This is a genomic window from Pseudomonas sp. Fl4BN1 (assembly GCF_009908285.1).
Lineage (GTDB): Bacteria > Pseudomonadota > Gammaproteobacteria > Pseudomonadales > Pseudomonadaceae > Aquipseudomonas.
On sequence record NZ_JAAARM010000002.1, the window covers coordinates 145,660 to 161,842 of the forward strand.

General features: G+C 61.3%; 17 protein-coding genes. 4 read left to right on the forward strand and 13 right to left on the reverse strand.

What is annotated here, in order from left to right; genetic code table 11:
• The first annotated feature begins 68 nt into the window (after positions 1 to 68).
• Positions 69 to 518: a Cd(II)/Pb(II)-responsive transcriptional regulator gene (gene cadR / locus GV818_RS02880; RefSeq protein WP_161758673.1), complete on the forward strand. Its 450-nt coding sequence runs from the start codon at positions 69 to 71 to the stop codon at positions 516 to 518.
• A 23-nt stretch (positions 519 to 541) separates the two neighbouring features.
• Here the strand turns inward: cadR and GV818_RS02885 are convergent, their stop codons facing one another.
• The 4 genes from GV818_RS02885 to GV818_RS02900 form a co-directional block, all read right to left on the reverse strand.
• Positions 542 to 1,129, reverse strand: coding sequence for an undecaprenyl-diphosphatase (locus GV818_RS02885; protein WP_161758674.1), 588 nt, complete (start codon positions 1,127 to 1,129; stop codon positions 542 to 544).
• Between the two features lie 196 nt (positions 1,130 to 1,325).
• Complete coding sequence (locus GV818_RS02890; protein ID WP_161758675.1) at positions 1,326 to 2,297, reverse strand: thymidylate synthase; 972 nt, start codon at positions 2,295 to 2,297, stop codon at positions 1,326 to 1,328.
• Positions 2,298 to 2,345: 48 nt separating this feature from the next.
• Positions 2,346 to 3,155: a prolipoprotein diacylglyceryl transferase gene (gene lgt / locus GV818_RS02895; RefSeq protein ID WP_161758676.1), complete on the reverse strand. Its 810-nt coding sequence runs from the start codon at positions 3,153 to 3,155 to the stop codon at positions 2,346 to 2,348.
• Positions 3,156 to 3,236: 81 nt separating this feature from the next.
• On the reverse strand, positions 3,237 to 4,019 hold the full coding sequence (locus tag GV818_RS02900) for a sulfite exporter TauE/SafE family protein (protein ID WP_161775777.1): 783 nt from the start codon (positions 4,017 to 4,019) through the stop codon (positions 3,237 to 3,239).
• Between the two features lie 123 nt (positions 4,020 to 4,142).
• On the opposite strand from GV818_RS02900, the gene GV818_RS02905 reads away from it, so the two are divergent.
• Entirely contained in the window at positions 4,143 to 4,889 is a 747-nt protein-coding gene (locus GV818_RS02905) for an NRDE family protein (RefSeq protein WP_161758678.1), read from the forward strand.
• 73 nt (positions 4,890 to 4,962) lie between these two features.
• Here GV818_RS02905 and ptsP read toward each other — a convergent pair whose 3' ends face one another.
• Both ptsP and GV818_RS02915 read right to left on the reverse strand, forming a co-directional pair.
• Positions 4,963 to 7,242 (reverse strand): phosphoenolpyruvate--protein phosphotransferase, encoded by a 2,280-nt coding sequence (gene ptsP / locus GV818_RS02910; RefSeq protein ID WP_161758679.1) that lies wholly within the window; start codon positions 7,240 to 7,242, stop codon positions 4,963 to 4,965.
• A 22-nt stretch (positions 7,243 to 7,264) separates the two neighbouring features.
• A complete protein-coding gene (locus tag GV818_RS02915) occupies positions 7,265 to 7,744 on the reverse strand; it encodes an RNA pyrophosphohydrolase (RefSeq protein WP_011064073.1) in 480 nt (159 codons plus the stop codon).
• 144 nt (positions 7,745 to 7,888) lie between these two features.
• Between GV818_RS02915 and GV818_RS02920 the strand changes: the two genes are divergently transcribed.
• Positions 7,889 to 8,545 carry an HAD family hydrolase gene (locus tag GV818_RS02920; RefSeq protein ID WP_161758680.1) on the forward strand — a complete coding sequence of 219 codons (657 nt, stop codon included), beginning with the start codon at positions 7,889 to 7,891 and terminating at the stop codon, positions 8,543 to 8,545.
• Positions 8,546 to 8,618: 73 nt separating this feature from the next.
• On the opposite strand, the gene GV818_RS02925 is transcribed toward GV818_RS02920, so the two are convergent.
• The 4 genes from GV818_RS02925 to ilvA are packed head-to-tail and all read right to left on the reverse strand — an operon-like array spanning position 8,619 to position 12,348.
• Entirely contained in the window at positions 8,619 to 9,086 is a 468-nt protein-coding gene (locus tag GV818_RS02925) for a DUF2269 family protein (protein ID WP_161758681.1), read from the reverse strand.
• Positions 9,083 to 10,339, reverse strand: coding sequence for an SDR family oxidoreductase (locus GV818_RS02930; RefSeq protein WP_161758682.1), 1,257 nt, complete (start codon positions 10,337 to 10,339; stop codon positions 9,083 to 9,085). Before GV818_RS02930 ends, GV818_RS02925 begins: the two co-directional genes overlap by 4 nt.
• A gap of 25 nt (positions 10,340 to 10,364) precedes the next feature.
• The gene (locus GV818_RS02935; RefSeq protein WP_161758683.1) at positions 10,365 to 10,793 is read right to left on the reverse strand and encodes a DUF2269 family protein; all 429 of its coding nucleotides are present in this window, start codon (positions 10,791 to 10,793) and stop codon (positions 10,365 to 10,367) included.
• Positions 10,794 to 10,833: 40 nt separating this feature from the next.
• Positions 10,834 to 12,348: a threonine ammonia-lyase, biosynthetic gene (ilvA, locus tag GV818_RS02940; protein WP_161758684.1), complete on the reverse strand. Its 1,515-nt coding sequence runs from the start codon at positions 12,346 to 12,348 to the stop codon at positions 10,834 to 10,836.
• Between the two features lie 368 nt (positions 12,349 to 12,716).
• On the opposite strand from ilvA, the gene rpiA reads away from it, so the two are divergent.
• Positions 12,717 to 13,388, forward strand: coding sequence for a ribose-5-phosphate isomerase RpiA (rpiA, locus tag GV818_RS02945; protein ID WP_161775778.1), 672 nt, complete (start codon positions 12,717 to 12,719; stop codon positions 13,386 to 13,388).
• Positions 13,389 to 13,419: 31 nt separating this feature from the next.
• Here the strand turns inward: rpiA and GV818_RS02950 are convergent, their stop codons facing one another.
• From GV818_RS02950 to GV818_RS02960, 3 genes are all read right to left on the reverse strand, one after another.
• A complete protein-coding gene (locus GV818_RS02950) occupies positions 13,420 to 14,328 on the reverse strand; it encodes an SdiA-regulated domain-containing protein (protein WP_161775779.1) in 909 nt (302 codons plus the stop codon).
• 97 nt (positions 14,329 to 14,425) lie between these two features.
• Entirely contained in the window at positions 14,426 to 15,352 is a 927-nt protein-coding gene (locus GV818_RS02955; protein WP_161775780.1) for an SdiA-regulated domain-containing protein, read from the reverse strand.
• Positions 15,353 to 15,516: 164 nt separating this feature from the next.
• Positions 15,517 to 16,182 carry a fumarylacetoacetate hydrolase family protein gene (locus GV818_RS02960; RefSeq protein WP_161753104.1) on the reverse strand — a complete coding sequence of 222 codons (666 nt, stop codon included), beginning with the start codon at positions 16,180 to 16,182 and terminating at the stop codon, positions 15,517 to 15,519.
• Between the last annotated feature and the right edge of the window lies 1 nt (position 16,183).

A 16,183-nucleotide genomic window follows, 5' to 3' on the forward strand; every position in this document is an offset into this window, starting at 1 on the left:
GGTGCTTGTTGCCAAGTGAACACCCTGTAGCCACTATAGGGTCAAGCACCCATTCGGAGATAACGGCAATGAAGATTGGCGAACTGGCGAAACTCACCGACTGTCAGGTCGAGACCATCCGTTACTACGAACGCGAAGGACTGCTGCCGGAGCCGGCTCGCAGCGAAGGCAACTACCGCCTGTACACCCAGGCCCACACCGAGCGCCTGACCTTTATCCGCAATTGCCGCAGCCTCGACATGACCCTCGAGGAAATCCGCAGCCTGCTAAATTTGCGGGACAGCCCTCAGGGACAATGCGCCAGCGTCAACGCGCTGATCGACGAGCACATCCACCACGTCAAGGCACGTATCGATGGCCTGCTGGCCCTGCAGGAGCAGCTGCTGGACCTGCGCCAGCGCTGCAGCGAGGAACCGGACCTGGATCACTGCGGGATCTTGCAGCGCCTGGAGGTCAGCGGCTCGGTGGCCCCCAGCGAGGCTGAGCCCTCCCATGTCGGTCGCAGCCACGGGCATTGAGCCCGCAGCCCGGGGTCGCGGTTTCAGGAACCGCGACGGCCCGTCGGTATCAGGCGCAGATACAACCCTTCGAGCCGATCCAGCAAACGCTGGTCCAGCTGCCGCCAGGCCATGCCCCGGCGCACCAGCCAGGCGCTGAACAGCCCCACTAGGCAACCGCCGAGGATATCGAAGGGGAAATGTACCCCCAGGTAGACGCGGGCCCAGCTCACTAGCAGCGCCAGCGCCAGCATCACCAATCCGGTCTTGCGCAGGGATGCTAGGATCAGAGCAAAGGCCATGGCGAACATGCCGCTGGCATGATCGCTGGGAAACGATGCCCCAGGCGCGTGAGCCAGGAAATTCTGCCCCAGGCCCAGCATGAAGGGCCGCGGGTGAAACCACAGGTCACGGATCAACAGGTTGCAGCCCAGGGCGACGACAATGCTCAGGGTTGCGATCAGCACGGTCATTCTCTGGCGGCGCTCCCCCAACACCCAAAGCACCAGGAGCAACAACGGCACACTCAGAACCAGCCCTTGTGCCAGGAAAACCGCCAGCCCACGCATTACCAATGAAGCTTCAGCGCTGGCATTGATGGCCAGGAACAGACTGCGATTGAACTCTTCCATTTAACGGCTCGTATTGACTAATCAGAAGGAAAACGCCCGGAGCGCTCCAGGGCCCGCTCCTGAGAGCGTAGCCGCCCGGCAGGCGCAGCAATGTCCGCAGTGACTCCCGGGCAAAGGTCGATAAAGCAACCGGGTGAATCGACAAGGGGCCACGCAGTCTCAACTGCGTGGCCCCCTGGTACCGCCAGTGAAACGCTTAAACCGCCATCGGCGCGGTCATCGGCGCGTGGTGTTGATAGCCTTCAAGGGAGAAGTCGCTCGGTTCGATCAGCTCCAGCCACTCTGGCTGGTACAGGCCGGTCTTGGCGAACTCCGGCACACGCTCGGAAATCACCAGTTTGGGCATCGGGAACGGCTCGCGCTTGAGCTGTTCGTTGAGCATGTCCAAGTGGTTTTCATAGACGTGGGCATCACCAATGAAATAGGTGAACCAGCGCGGCGTGTAGCCGGTCAGGCGGCCGATCAGGCTCAGCAACGCTGCACCCTCAGTCAGGTTGAACGGAGTTCCGAGCCCCAGATCGTTGGAACGGATGTAGAGAGTCAGGGAGATTTCCCGGGTCTCGACATTGGGGTGGAACTGATAGAGCAGGTGACATGGCGGCAGGGCCATTTCATCCAGCTGCGCGCAGTTCCAGCCGTGGAACAGGATCCGCCGGCTGCCTGGGTCGTTGATGATGGTGTCGACGCACTGACGAACCTGGTCGATGGCCTTGTACAGCACCACATAGCCCTGGCCTTCTTCCTCACCCGCAGCGATCTGCCGGTAGCCCTGGCTCAGCGCCAGGTCGATGGCCGCCTGGTTACTGGTGCTGATCTGCTTGTAGGCCGGCCATTTGCGCCACTGCACGCCATAGATTTCGCCCAGGTCGTCGTCGCCCTGACGGAAAGGGTTGGCCAACCATTGGGCGTTTTCGTTGGCGTTCTGATCCCAGACCTTACAGCCCAACGCGCGAAATTCAGCGGCGTTGTTCACGCCCCGCAGGAAGCCGACCATTTCGCCGATCGCCGACTTGAAGGCCATCTTGCGCGTGGTAATGGCTGGGAAACCTTCCTTGAGGTCGTAACGCAGCATCGCCCCGGGAAAGCTGATGGTGTTCACACCGGTGCGGTTGGCCTGCTTGGTGCCGTTGTTGATGACGTGGGCCACCAGATCAAGATATTGCTTCATGAATTACCTGCATCCTTGAACCCGGAGCTTGCGCCCCGGGGTTCGAATTTATTGCGCCGCGCTCTTGGCTGGAGCGCGATGATACGCCAGCCAGATCAGCCCCAGGCCGCCGAGAATCATCGGCACACAAAGAACCTGACCCATGGTCAACCAGTTCCACGCCAGGTAGCCGAGTTGCGCATCCGGCACCCGGACGAACTCGACGACAAAACGGAAGATCCCGTAGAACAGGGCGAACATACCGGAAACCGCCATGGTCGGCCGCGGTTTGCGCGAGAACAGCCACAGGATCAGGAACAGCGCCACGCCTTCCAGGGCAAACTGGTACAGCTGCGAAGGATGACGAGGCAACTGCGACGGATCGCTGAACGGCGGGAAAATCATTGCCCAGGGCACATCGGTGGGCTTGCCCCACAACTCGGCGTTGATGAAGTTGCCGATACGCCCGGCGCCCAGACCGATCGGCACCATCGGCGCGACGAAGTCCATCAGTTCGAAGAAGGTCTTGTTGTTGCGCTTGCCGAACCACCAGGCCGCCAGCATGACCCCGATGAAACCGCCATGGAACGACATGCCGCCCTTCCATACTTCGAAGATCAGGGTCGGATTGGCCAGGTAGGCACTCAGGTCGTAGAACAGCACGTAACCCAGGCGGCCACCGACGATCACGCCCATGGACATCCAGAACACCATGTCCGAGAGCTTTTCTTTGCTCCAGGTCGGATCGAAACGGTTCAGCCGGCGCGACGCCAGCAGCCAGGCGCCGCCGATGCCGATCAGGTACATCAGGCCGTACCAGTGGATTTTCAGCGGGCCGATGGCCAGGGCCACCGGATCAATCTGCGGGTAAGGCAGCATTGCGACTCCTCGTCAGGGTTAGATCTCTTGATTCCCGGGCGAAACTGTCACGCCAGGATTAAGCCAGGATTGCGTTACCACTCAGAACAGGAAGCTGATTCCCACACAGAACAGTAGCGCGGCAAACATGCGCTTCAACAGGCGCGGCGACAGCTTGTGCGCCAGGCGTGCGCCGATACGAGCAAACACCATGCTGGTCAGGGCAATGCCCAACAACGCCGGCAAATAAATTAAACCGAGACTATGGGCCGGGAGCAGCGGATCATGCCAGCCCAGAATCATGAAACTTAAGGCACTGACCAGGGCAATGGGCAAGCCACAGGCCGAGGATGTGGCCACCGCCTGCTGCATGGGCACGCTGCGCCACGTGAGGAACGGTACGGTCAGCGAGCCACCGCCAACGCCGAAAATCGCCGAGGCCCAGCCGATCACGCTGCCAACTGCTGCCAGGCCCAGTTTGCCGGGGACTTGGCGACTGGCCTTGGGCTTGAGCTCCAGGGTCATTTGCAGGGCTATTACCAGAGCGAAGACGCCGATGATCTTTTGCAGGTGCGGGCCGGAGATGGCCTCGGCGGTCAGTGCCCCGAAGCCGGCCCCCAGCAGAATGCCCACCGTCATCCAGACGAAGATCGGCCAGCGCACCGCACCGCGGCGATGGTGTTCACGAACCGCATTGACCGACGTGAAGATGATGCTGGCCAGGGAGGTGCCCACCGCCAGGTGAGTCAGCACCGAGGTATCGAAGCCCTGCAAGGTGAAACTGAACACCAGCACCGGAACGATGATGATCCCGCCGCCCACACCGAACAGCCCGGCCAGCACGCCCGCACAGGCGCCCAACAGCAGATAGAGCAGAAATTCCATGGGAGCATCCGAAAATAAGACCGGCATGGTAACGGATGCGCCACCCCGGACTCCACTGGATGGCGATGGATACCCATCGGTTCTGTGGGTAAAGTGGGCAAAAACACACAGGGGGCCACCTTAATGTGCTTGATCGTTTTCGCCTGGCGGCCAGGTCATTCGCAACCGTTGATCGTCGCGGCCAACCGTGACGAGTTCTATGCCCGGCCCAGCCTGCCGCTTGGGCAATGGCCAGAATCGCCACAGATCCACGCCGGGCGCGACCTGGAGGCTGGTGGCACCTGGCTCGGCGTCGGTGCCGACGGCCGCTTTGCCGCCCTGACCAATATCCGCAACCCCCATCAGCCTCCGGCGCGGCGCTCGCGAGGCGAGCTGGTAGCGCGTTTTCTTGCCGGCAACATTGACCTCGACGACTATTTGCAGGACGTGGTCGGCCGTTCGGTAGACTACGCCGGGTTCAACCTGCTGCTGGGTACCCCAGATCAGCTGTGGCACTACAATGCCCGGGAACCGCAACCGCAAAGGCTTGAAGCCGGTGTCTACGGCCTGTCCAATGCCGGGCTCGATACCCCCTGGCCCAAGCTGCTCAAGGCCAAGGCTGCACTGCAGGAAGCGCTGCACGATCCGCAGCCCCAGGCATTGCTGGCGCTTTTGAGCGACCCGCAAACCGCGCCTTTCGCGGAGCTGCCAGACACCGGAGTCGGATTGGCCACGGAAAGCCTGTTGTCCAGCGTGTTCATCGCCAGCCCCAGCTACGGCACTCGTGCCAGCACCGCATTGATCGTCAACGCCGACGGCTCGCGGCATCTGCTGGAGCGCAGCTTCGGCCCGTATGGCGGGCATCTGGGAGAGGTTGAGCTGAGGGTGTGAAGCGTTCGCCGGCAAGCCGGCTCCTACACAGGCCTGTGTAGGAGCCGGCTTGCCGGCGAAGAAAGCACCTCGATTAGAGGGTCTTGCTCGAAGCCGGGTTGATCATTCGTGCCAACCCGAGCTTCTTCAGCGCCAATTGCAGCGAGCTGTGGATAACTTGCGGGTTGTCGATGGTCATCATCTCGGCCAGGAGTTCCTTGGCCTTGCTCAGGTTGATCTGACGCAGCATCCACTTCACTTTCGGCAAGTTGGTGGCGTTCATCGACAGGCTGTCAAAACCCATGGCCATCAACAGCACCGCTGCCGCCGGATCACCGGCCATCTCGCCACAGATACTCACCGGCTTGCCCTCGGCATGGGCATCGCGCACCACGTTCTGCAGGGCTTGCAACACAGCCGGGTGCAGGTAGTCGTAGAGATCGGCGACCCGCGGGTTGTTGCGGTCCACCGCCAGCAGGTATTGGGTCAGGTCGTTGGAGCCCACTGAAAGGAAGTCCACCTGCCGTGCCAGTTCCTTGGTCTGGTACACCGCCGCCGGAATCTCGATCATCACCCCCACTGGAGGCATCGGCACGTCGGTGCCTTCATCGCGCACTTCGCCCCAGGCACGGTGGATCAGGTGCAGGGCCTCTTCCAGCTCATGGATACCGGAAATCATCGGCAGCAGGATGCGCAGGTTGTTCAGGCCTTCACTGGCCTTGAGCATGGCCCGGGCCTGCACCAGGAAGATCTCCGGGTGGTCGAGGGTTACGCGGATACCGCGCCAGCCCAGGAACGGGTTGTCTTCCTTGATCGGGAAATACGACAGCGACTTGTCGCCACCGATATCCAGGCTACGCATGGTCACTGGCTGCGGATGAAAAGCCGCCAGTTGTTCGCGATAGATCGCCAGCTGCTCTTTCTCGCTGGGGAAACGCTGGTTGATCATGAACGGCACTTCGGTGCGGTACAGCCCGACGCCCTCGGCCCCGCGCTTCTGCGCCCGAGCCACATCGGCCAGCAAGCCGGTGTTGACCCACAGCGGCATACGGTGGCCGTCCAGGGTCACGCAGGGCAGATCACGCAGCGCGTCCAGGCCCTGGGCCAGTTGCCGCTCTTCTTCCACCACATCGGCGAATTGCTTGCGCAGCACGTCGCTGGGGTTGGTGTAGACCTCGCCGTGGTAGCCATCGACGATCATCTGGATGCCGTCGACCTTGGAGTACGGCAGGTCGACCAGGCCCATGACCGTCGGGATGCCCATGGCCCGGGCCAGGATCGCCACGTGGGAGTTGCCCGAACCCAGTACCGAGACCAACCCCACCAGCTTGCCTTCCGGCACTTCGCCAAGCATGGCCGGGGTCAGCTCTTCACTGACCAGGATGGTGTTGTCGGGGTAGACCAGGGTCTGCTGGCGCTCTTCCTGCAGATAGGCCAGGAGCCGGCGCCCCAGGTCCTTGACGTCCGACGCACGCTCACGCAGGTAGGCGTCGTCCATCAGTTCAAAACGGTTGACGTGATCGGTGACCACCTGGCGCAACGCGCCCTGGGCCCATTGCCCGGTCTTGATCACGGTTTTCACTTCGCTGCCCAGGGAGGCGTCGTCGAGCATCATCAGGTAGACGTCGAACAGCGCGCGCTCTTCCGGGCGCAGTTGGGTAGCGAGTTTTTCCGACAGCGCCCGCATATCGGCGCGCACCCCTTCCAGGGCGGTCTTGAACAGCCCCAGCTCGGCGTCGATGTCGGTGATGTATTTGTCCGGCACCACGTCCAGGTCGGCCGGCGGCAACATCACCACCGCACTGCCTACCGCGGCACCGGGGGAGCCCGGCACACCAACGAACTTGGCCTCCTGGATACCCTTGCCCTGGCGCCCCAGGCCGCGGATCGAGCCGGTGGCCTCGGCATGGGCAATTACCCCGGCCAGTTGCGCGCTCATGGTCACCAGGAAGGCTTCTTCGCCCTCGTCGAACTGACGACGCTCCTTCTGCTGGATGACCAGAACGCCGACTACGCGGCGGTGGTGAATGATCGGGGCGCCGAGGAACGAGGCGTAGCGCTCTTCACCGGTTTCAGCAAAGTAGCGGTAGCGCGGGTGATCGGCAGCGTTTTCCAGGTTGAGGGGTTCTTCCCGGGTGCCCACCAGGCCTACCAGGCCTTCGTTGGGGGCCATGCTGACCTTGCCGATGGAGCGCTTGTTCAAGCCCTCGGTGGCCATCAGCACGAAGCGGTTGGTTTCCGGGTCCAGCAGATAGACCGAGCAGACCTGGCTGCCCATGGCCTCTTTGACGCGCAATACAATAATCCCCAACGCCGCCTTGAGATCCTTGGCGGAGTTAACTTCCTGGACGATCTTGCGCAGCGTATTGAGCATGGCTCGGGGTCGAACTCCGTCGTCAGTCGCGCACTAAAAGGCGCGGGGCAAGCTCTTTGAGAGCGCGGCGATACACTTCGCGCTTGAATGTCACCACCTGGCCCAACGGATACCAATAACTGACCCAGCGCCAGCCATCGAATTCCGGTTTACCGGTCAAATCCATCCGCACCCGCTGCTCGTTGGAGATCAGGCGCAGGAGAAACCATTTCTGTTTCTGGCCGATGCACAGCGGCTGGCTGTGGGTCCTGACCAGACGCTGCGGCAAACGATAGCGCAACCAGCCCCGGGTGCAGGCGAGAATTTGCACATCTTCGCGCTCCAGACCCACTTCTTCGTTCAACTCGCGGTACAAGGCGTCTTCCGGCGTCTCGTCGGGGTTGATGCCCCCTTGAGGAAACTGCCAAGCGTCTTGATTGATACGGCGAGCCCATAGCACCTGTCCGGCATCATTGGTCAGAATGATCCCGACATTGGGGCGGAAACCATCGGGGTCGATCACGGCTACAACCTCGCAAACGCATGTCGCCGCATTGTTCCACAAAGCTTGGGAATGCAGCAACGAGGCTGCTCAGCTTATGTGCACTCTTGTGAAAAGACCGTATTCTGGGCCCCTTTCTCCGTGACTTTTCAGCGAGTAACTGCAATGCGCCTGGCTTTATTCGACTTGGACAACACGCTTTTGGGCGGCGACAGCGACCACGCCTGGGGCGACTACCTGTGTGAACGGGGCTTCCTCGATCCCATCGCCTACAAGACCCGCAATGACGAGTTCTACCAGGACTACCTGGCCGGCAAGCTCGACAACGCTGCCTACCTGAACTTCTGCCTGGAAATCCTCGGCCGCACCGAAATGGCCGTGCTCGAACAATGGCACAGCGACTACATGCGCGACTGCATCGAGCCGATTGTCCTGCCCAAGGCCCTGGCACTGCTGGCCAAGCACCGTGATGCCGGCGACAAGCTGGTGATCATTACCGCTACCAACCGCTTCGTCACTGCACCGATTGCCGAGCGCCTGGGGGTCGAAACCCTGATCGCCACCGAATGCGAAATGCACGACGGCCGCTACACCGGGCGCAGCACCGACGTGCCGTGCTTTCGCGAAGGCAAGGTCACTCGTCTCAAGCGCTGGCTGGAGGAAACCGGACATAGCCTGGAGGACAGCTACTTCTACAGCGACTCGATGAACGACCTGCCGCTGCTGGAGCAAGTGACCACCGCGGTGGCCGTCGATCCTGACCCGAACCTGCAAGCTGAAGCACACAAGCGCGGCTGGCAGGTGATCACCCTGCGCAATTAAGCAGGTCTCCGGCAAGCTGGCTCCTACAGGTTGTTGCAGGAGCTGGCTTGTCAGCGAAGAGGCTGAGCCGACCCTAAGCCGGCTTGGCCACCATCAAATAGAAAATCGCCATGAAGGCCAGAAACGCCGGCCACCCCAAGGCGAACCACCAACGCATATACAGACCTGCCTGCAACGGCATCGGCGTCCCATCCCGCAACGCCTGCTCAGCCATCTTGTGCACGCGAATCTGCAACCAGACCACCGGCAACCAGCACAGCCCCGCCAGCACGTAGAGCCCCAGGCTCCACATCAGCCAGGCTTGCTGGATCGGCCAGCCCGCCAGATGCACCAGCCCCAGCCCGCTCAGCGGCTGGAACACCGCGGTGGTGGCAGTAAAAGCCCAATCGGCGAACACCAGGTGCTTGAAGGTCACGGCTATCACTTCCAGCTTGCCGCTGCGCCACGCCCGCAGCGCGTAGTAAGCCGAGCCCGCACCCAGACCGAAGAGAATGGTCGAGGACAGGATATGCAGGGTTTTCAACAGCAGATAAGCGCTCATCGGCGAGGTTCGGTCCACAACAGCCAAAGGGTCGCCACCATCAACACCAGGTTCTTGGCTACGGCGGCATAAGGGTCAAACCAGAAATGCGGCAGGATCAGGCTGATGATCAGGGTGTAGCCGAACATCAGCAGCAGTTGCGCCTGCAGGGCTCGCCGACGCCAACGCCGCAGCAGCAGGCCGATACCCAGAACGGCATCACACAGTGATCCACCGATCACCGCCAACACCGCCCAAACGCCTTGCACCCCGGCCTCGGCCATGATCCGCAGGCCCCAGTCGTAGCCAGGGCCGATGCACACCAGCGCGGTACCCAACCAGATCAGCACCATGACCGCCAGCAGCAATGGCCGCAGGGCCAATTGAACGCTTTGCGCTGCCTGCGGCCAGTCTTGCAGGCGTGTTGCCAGGGGCGCCGCGTGATATCCGCAGACTGCTGCCAGCACCTCGGGAGACGCCAGACTATCCCGCCGGGCCATGCTCAGGGTTTGGCAGTTCAGTGCTCTCCAACCCAAGCGATCACCCACCTCGCTCACCGACGTCAACAAGGCTGAGGGGAGCTGGAAATAACGCGCCGGGGCCCAGCCTTGAGCCGCGCGCAGGTGATCCAGTAACTGCGCCATGGTCATCCGCTCAGGCCCCACCAAAGGCAGCACCATGGATTCTTGCGGCCACTGCCTGAGCAGGGCCAATACGGCCGCACACAGATCATCCACATGCAAGGGCTGAATCTGCGCCTTGGAGGACAACAACGGGATCAGCGGCCAGGGCGACAGGCGTGCCAGCCAACGACTGCTGGCCCCGCCGGCGCCAAGCACCAGCGATGGACGCAACACCACCGCCGGGATATTCAGGCGCAGCAGGTAATCATCCGCAGCCGCCTTGCTCGCCAGGAATGGCACATCTGGCTGGGCCCCTGCGCCCAAGGCAGAAATCTGCAGCACTGGCACACCCCGGACCGCAGCCAGGTCGAACAGCGCACGAGTGCCCAGATCCTGAGTCAGGGTCAGCGATGGCGCGTCGCTGCTCAACAACCCGGCGGCGTTGATCAGCAGGTCGGTATCGGCAGGTAAGACAAAGGGCTGTGATTCAAGCCCCAGACGATCAAGATCCAGTGACAGCCATTCCACTCCCGGCAAGCTCCGGGACTGTGGATAACGACTGGTGGCGATCAACTGATGACCGGCGGCGTGCAACGCCGCCAGCAGATGGCGGCCGACAAACCCTGTGGCCCCCACCAGAACAACCTTCATGACAATCCTTAGAATTTACGCCGGGTCAGACCGGCTTGGCGCCCATGAGGCCGGCAATGGCCACAAAACACACGACGCTGAAGACGGCCAGCACCAGGGTGAAGGTCAAACCACTGGCGGCCTTGGCCACCCGCAGGCGATTGAGCCGCACCATGAGCCATAACCAAGCCAGGGCACCCAGGGTGTAAAGCACACTGGAAGCCAGGATCCAGGTCTGCCCCAGCGGCCAGCCCACCAGGTGCACCATCCACCAGCCAGTAAACGGCAGGCTCAGCAAGCCGAGCGCCAGCAGCAGCCAGCCGAACAGCCCCGGACGATGCAAGATCCGGCTGTATACCGTCGCATCACCCTGGCGGCGCAAGCGCCAAACCCAGATCGCCAGCCCCAACGCACTGCCTAGCAGCAGCACGGTGGCCAGCATATGAAGGGTCTTCAGCGTGGTCAGTGTTTCCATGTTTTCGCTTCCTTAAGGCTTCGATCCTCAGCGTAGTCGTTCAACCGAGGAACAACTGATACGCCGGGTTATCGCTTTCATCCCAGTATGGATAGCCGATCTGCTCCAGGGCCGCCGGCACCAGATGACGCTCATCGGCCGGCACTTGCAGGCCGGCGACCACCCGGCCATCTGCCGCGCCGTGGTTACGGTAATGGAACATCGAGATGTTCCAGCGCCCACCCAGCTTGTTGAGGAAGTTGAACAGGGCCCCCGGACGCTCCGGGAACTCGAAACGCAGCACCACTTCGTCGCTGACCTTCTCCGCGTGGCCGCCGACCATATAGCGGATGTGCAGCTTGGCCAACTCGTTGTCGGTCAGGTCGATCACCGGGAAACCCTGCTCGGTCAGACTGGCGATCAAGGCACTGCGCGGATCGTTTTCCGGGTGGGTCTGCACGCCAACGAAAATATGGGCCTCGCTACCGGTGTTGTAGCGGTAGTTGAACTCGGTAATCTGGCGCTTGCCCACGGCCTCGCAGAACGCCTTGAAGCTGCCGGGCTTCTCGGGAATGGTTACGGCGATGATGGCTTCACGGCCCTCACCCAACTCGGCGCGCTCGGCCACATGGCGCAGGCGATCGAAGTTGACGTTGGCGCCGGAGTCGATGGCCACCAGGGTCTGCCCGGTGATGCCGCGCTGCTCGACATACTTCTTGATCCCGGCCACACCCAAGGCGCCGGCAGGCTCGGTGATCGAGCGGGTATCGTCGTAGATATCCTTGATCGCCGCGCAGATCTCGTCGGTGCTGACGGTGATCACTTCATCGACGTAATCCTTGCAGATATCGAAGGTGTGCTGGCCGATCTGCGCCACCGCCACCCCGTCGGCGAAGATACCCACGGTCGGCAGCACCACTCGCTCGCCTGCGGCCATGGCCGCTTGCAGGCAGTTGGAGTCATCCGGCTCGACACCGATGATCTTGATCTCAGGACGCAGGTACTTCACGTAGGCGGCGATGCCAGCGATCAGCCCGCCGCCGCCCACCGGAACGAAAATCGCATCCAGCGGCCCCGGGTGCTGACGCAGAATCTCCATGGCCACCGTACCCTGCCCGGCAATGGTGTGAGGATCATCGTAGGGGTGGATATAGACGTAGCCTTTTTCGTCCACCAGCTTCAGCGAGTAGGCCAGCGCTTCCGGAAAAGTGTCGCCGTGCAGCAACACTTTGCCGCCACGCGAACGCACGCCTTCGACCTTGATCTCCGGAGTGGTCTTGGGCATCACGATAGTCGCCTTGACCCCCAACACCTTGGCCGCCAGGGCCAGGCCCTGGGCATGATTGCCCGCCGATGCAGTGACCACGCCACGGGCGCGCTCGGCCTCGGTGAGCTGGGTCAGTTTGTTGTAGGCGCCGCGAATCTTGAACGAGAACACCGGCTGCAAGTCTTCACGCTTGAGCCAGATCTGATTGCCCAGCCGCTCGGAGAGCTGGCGGGCAGTCTGCAATGGGGTTTCTACGGCAACGTCATAAACGCGCGAGGTGAGGATTTTCTTAACGTACTGTTCGAGCATCGGAAAGCATCACTGGGCGGGTTGGGCAGGGCCAGGGAGTCTAACCCAGCGTTTGCCCGGGCGACCACACGAATCCAGAGGTTTTAGCCGCCCCCTGGCCTGCCTCCCTTCACGCCGCACACGCCCCGCCACTCCCGGCCGATTAGCCAAACGGGCAATGACCTGACTTGCGACGGCGCCTATAATGCCGGCCTTTGCAGACTGTGTGAAAACGTCGCGAGTGAAGGCAAGACAAGGCAAAAACAGGGAGGAAGCGGAGTTTAGTGGCCTAAATGAGCATTCCGAGCCTGCTTTTAACGCCTTATTGTCGAACGCAGCAGTTTTCACACAGCCTGCTTTGTGCCCCCCTTGCCCGCTTCGGAGCCCGCATGACCCAGGATCAACTCAAACAGGCAGTCGCCCAGGCCGCCGTCGACCTTATCCTCCCGAAACTCGATGACAAGAGCATCGTCGGGGTCGGCACCGGCTCTACCGCCAACTGCTTCATCGACGCCCTGGCCCTGCACAAAGGCGCATTCGACGGCGCAGTCGCCAGCTCCGAAGCCACCGCCGCGCGCCTCAAGGGCCATGGGATTCCGGTGTATGAGCTCAACACCGTCAGCGACCTGGAGTTCTACATCGACGGCGCCGACGAGAGCGACGAGCACCTGAACCTGATCAAAGGCGGCGGCGCCGCCCTGACCCGGGAAAAGATTGTCGCCGCCGTGGCCAAGACCTTCATCTGCATCGCCGACGCCAGCAAGCTGGTACCGGTACTGGGCAACTTCCCACTGCCCGTGGAAGTGATTCCCATGGCCCGTAGCCACGTGGCCCGTGAGCTGGTGAAATTGGGCGGCGATCCGGTGTATCGCGAAGGTGTAACCACCGACAACGGCAACATCATCCTCGATGTGTACAACATGCAGATCACCAACCCGGTGGAGCTGGAAAGCCAGATCAATGCCATTGTCGGCGTGGTCACCAACGGCCTGTTCGCTGCGCGTCCTGCGGACGTGTTGCTGCTGGGCACTGCCGAAGGCGTGAAGACCCTCAAGGCCTGAGGCTGTCTGTCACCCCGGCCTGCACAAGCCGCTACAGCTCAGGCTTCTTGAAGACGTAGAACAGATTCGGCTCGCTCACCAGGTACAGGGTGCCGGCGTCATCCATGGCCATTCCTTCCGCCTGGGGTACCGCCTTGCTCAAGCCCTGCCGGCCTTTGCCCAGCGCCAACGTGCTCAACGGGCGACCTTCGACATCCAACTCCAGCACCAGGCGAGATTCGTCCGACAAGGCCAGAAGATGGCCACTGCGCTCATCGTATTGCAGGCTGGAGAGGTCGCGCACAAACAACCCGGCATCGCGCTTGGGATTGTTCACTACATGCACCCCGTAGGATTTGTCCGGGTTGTCATGGGGAAACCCCTGCACTTCATAAATCAGCATCGGGTCGCGCTCCTTGGCGACGAACAGACGCTTGCCCTGTGAATCGTAGGCCAACCCCTCAAACCCCTTGTTACCCGCGAGGTGCACGCCAAGGGTGATCTGCTCGGCCGCTGCTGCATCCACCGTCGTCGTTGCCTCCTGCAGCTGGATCTTGATCAGCCGTTGCTGGCGTTCATCGCTGATCACATAGGTATTGGCGCTGATGAATTCCACCGCCTCGGGATCACTGAAACCCACCAAGGCAATGCGCCGCAAAATCTGCCCATCCAGTGACAGCTCAATCAGCTCGGCATTCTTGTTGGTCACGGTGAACAGGCTGTTGCGCAACGGGTCGTAGGTCAGTGCCGAGACTTCATCCAGGCCCTCGATGGGTTGCGCCTCAAGCACCACCCGATAATCGCCCAGGCCCAGGGACTGCGCAGCCGTCACTTGCCAGTAGGATTGCCAATCAAACCAGGCGCGTTGCCACAATCGGTGGTTATGAACGAACACTGCGAGCAGCACGGCCAGCAGACCGAGGATCAGGTAAAGGGGTTGGAAGCGGGTCAGGCGATACATGGCGCACAGGCTCGAAATCAGAACAGGCGGACGGAATATCACAGCCGACTGAATTCAAGCTTAATCCGCGGTCCGGCAAGGCTGCCGGACCAGGGATTCATTGCTTCTCGAAGCGATAGAACAGATTGGGCTCACTGACCATATACAGATTGCCCGCTTCGTCCATGGCCACACCTTCGGCCCGGGGAATGGTACTTTTCAAGCCGTTGAAGCCGCCGAGCAAGGCCATGAAACTGACCTGTTCACCCTGCTCGTCCAACTCCAGCAGCAGATGGGAATCTGCGGACAACACCAAGGTATGACCGGTGCGCGGATCGATGGCCAAGGCCGAGAGGTTACGCAGGTCAAGCTCATCGCTAGGCAGTTTCTGCTTGTCGCCCTTGAGCACCTGGCTACCGTCGCTGCTCCAGGTGAACAGCGCCGGCGGACGCTCCTCGCCCAGCAGCAACTGCTGCTTGCGTGGGTTCCAGGCCACCGCTTCAAAGGCCTTGTTCTGGTTCTTCGAGGGGCCCAGGTCATAGCTTGGGAAGTCTTTGATATTCAGCTCTTTGGTATCGCCATCGACCTTGACGATCACCAACGAGTGCTCACGCTCATCGACAATCGCCAGCAGGCCATTCTCCATGACCGCCACCCCTTCAGGGTTGCTCCAGCCCACCAGGGGGATCTTGCGCAGGACGTCGCCGTTCAGGGTCAGCTCCACCAGGAACGGATACTTGCCCATCACCGAGAACAAGGTTTTGGTCTGCGGGCTGTAAGAAAGGTCGGAAGCTTCATCACGCTCCATACCCGGCAACAGCTTGGCATCGATGACGGCGCGATAAGCGGGCAACCAGACGCTGGCACTGCGCTCGGCAGGACTGACAAAACCTTCCTGTACCCAGAGCGCACCTCGGTCATCCCAATGCAGGATATTGGCAATGCCATAGCAGATCACCCCAGCCAGCAGCAGCCAGGAGTACCAACGCATGCGTATGTGCAGACGACGGGCGGGAAGGGGTTTGGGCAGGGGAGGGGCGTCCATCACACAGATTCCAGAAGCTCGGCCATAGGTAATAGCACACGAATTTCAGATCCGCGAACCATAGGCCTCGGAATTATCCGGAGAAAATGTGAAAAAACAGTTAACGGAAAAACCCTTTCTGCGAGGTGTCCGGTATTCCCGGGCCACTCGCAGAAAGATTCGGTTCAGCGGACGCTGCTGGTGAAACGACTGGCGCCCGGCAACTCAAGTACCAGCTCATCACCGACATTCAGCGGACCAACGCCGACCGGAGTGCCGGTCAGGATCACATCGCCGGCCTGCAGCGAAAAACAGCCGGCCATGTACTGGATCATCGGCACAATGGGGTTGAGCATGATGCTGCTGTTACCGTCCTGGCGAACTTCACCATTGATAGTCAGGCGAATGCCGATGTCGGTGAGGTCGGCAAAGGTACTGCCCACCACAAAAGGCGCGATCACTGCTGCGCCGTCGAACGACTTGGCGATTTCCCAAGGCAAGCCCTTGGCTTTCAACTCGGCCTGCTTGTCCCGCAGGGTCAGGTCCAGTGCCGGGGCGAAGCCGGAAATGGCATCCAGTACTTCTTCGCGGCTGGGCTTGGTGGACAGCGGTTTACCGATCAGCACGGCAATTTCCGCTTCGTAGTGCACCGAACCACGCTCCGTGGGAATGGCAAAACCACCTTCCAGTGGCACTACGCAACTGCCTGGCTTGATAAACAGCAGGGGCTCGGTAGGCACCGGATTGTCCAGTTCCTTGGCGTGCTCGGCGTAGTTACGCCCGATGCACACCACCTTGCCCACCGGGAAATGAATCCGGGTACCGTCGACATACTGGTGCTGATAGCTCATT

Coding starts and splice junctions, on each gene's coding strand:
- GV818_RS02955 (WP_161775780.1), bottom strand. CDS start 15,352: ATGGACGCCCCTCCCCTGCCCAAACCCCTTCCCGCCCGTCGTCTGCAC.
- GV818_RS02960 (WP_161753104.1), bottom strand. CDS start 16,182: ATGAGCTATCAGCACCAGTATGTCGACGGTACCCGGATTCATTTCCCG.
- GV818_RS02925 (WP_161758681.1), bottom strand. CDS start 9,086: ATGAGCGCTTATCTGCTGTTGAAAACCCTGCATATCCTGTCCTCGACC.
- GV818_RS02900 (WP_161775777.1), bottom strand. CDS start 4,019: ATGGAATTTCTGCTCTATCTGCTGTTGGGCGCCTGTGCGGGCGTGCTG.
- GV818_RS02885 (WP_161758674.1), bottom strand. CDS start 1,129: ATGGAAGAGTTCAATCGCAGTCTGTTCCTGGCCATCAATGCCAGCGCT.
- cadR (WP_161758673.1), top strand. CDS start 69: ATGAAGATTGGCGAACTGGCGAAACTCACCGACTGTCAGGTCGAGACC.
- lgt (WP_161758676.1), bottom strand. CDS start 3,155: ATGCTGCCTTACCCGCAGATTGATCCGGTGGCCCTGGCCATCGGCCCG.
- rpiA (WP_161775778.1), top strand. CDS start 12,717: ATGACCCAGGATCAACTCAAACAGGCAGTCGCCCAGGCCGCCGTCGAC.
- GV818_RS02935 (WP_161758683.1), bottom strand. CDS start 10,793: ATGGAAACACTGACCACGCTGAAGACCCTTCATATGCTGGCCACCGTG.
- ilvA (WP_161758684.1), bottom strand. CDS start 12,348: ATGCTCGAACAGTACGTTAAGAAAATCCTCACCTCGCGCGTTTATGAC.
- GV818_RS02905 (WP_161758678.1), top strand. CDS start 4,143: ATGTGCTTGATCGTTTTCGCCTGGCGGCCAGGTCATTCGCAACCGTTG.
- GV818_RS02890 (WP_161758675.1), bottom strand. CDS start 2,297: ATGAAGCAATATCTTGATCTGGTGGCCCACGTCATCAACAACGGCACC.
- ptsP (WP_161758679.1), bottom strand. CDS start 7,242: ATGCTCAATACGCTGCGCAAGATCGTCCAGGAAGTTAACTCCGCCAAG.
- GV818_RS02920 (WP_161758680.1), top strand. CDS start 7,889: ATGCGCCTGGCTTTATTCGACTTGGACAACACGCTTTTGGGCGGCGAC.
- GV818_RS02930 (WP_161758682.1), bottom strand. CDS start 10,339: ATGAAGGTTGTTCTGGTGGGGGCCACAGGGTTTGTCGGCCGCCATCTG.
- GV818_RS02950 (WP_161775779.1), bottom strand. CDS start 14,328: ATGTATCGCCTGACCCGCTTCCAACCCCTTTACCTGATCCTCGGTCTG.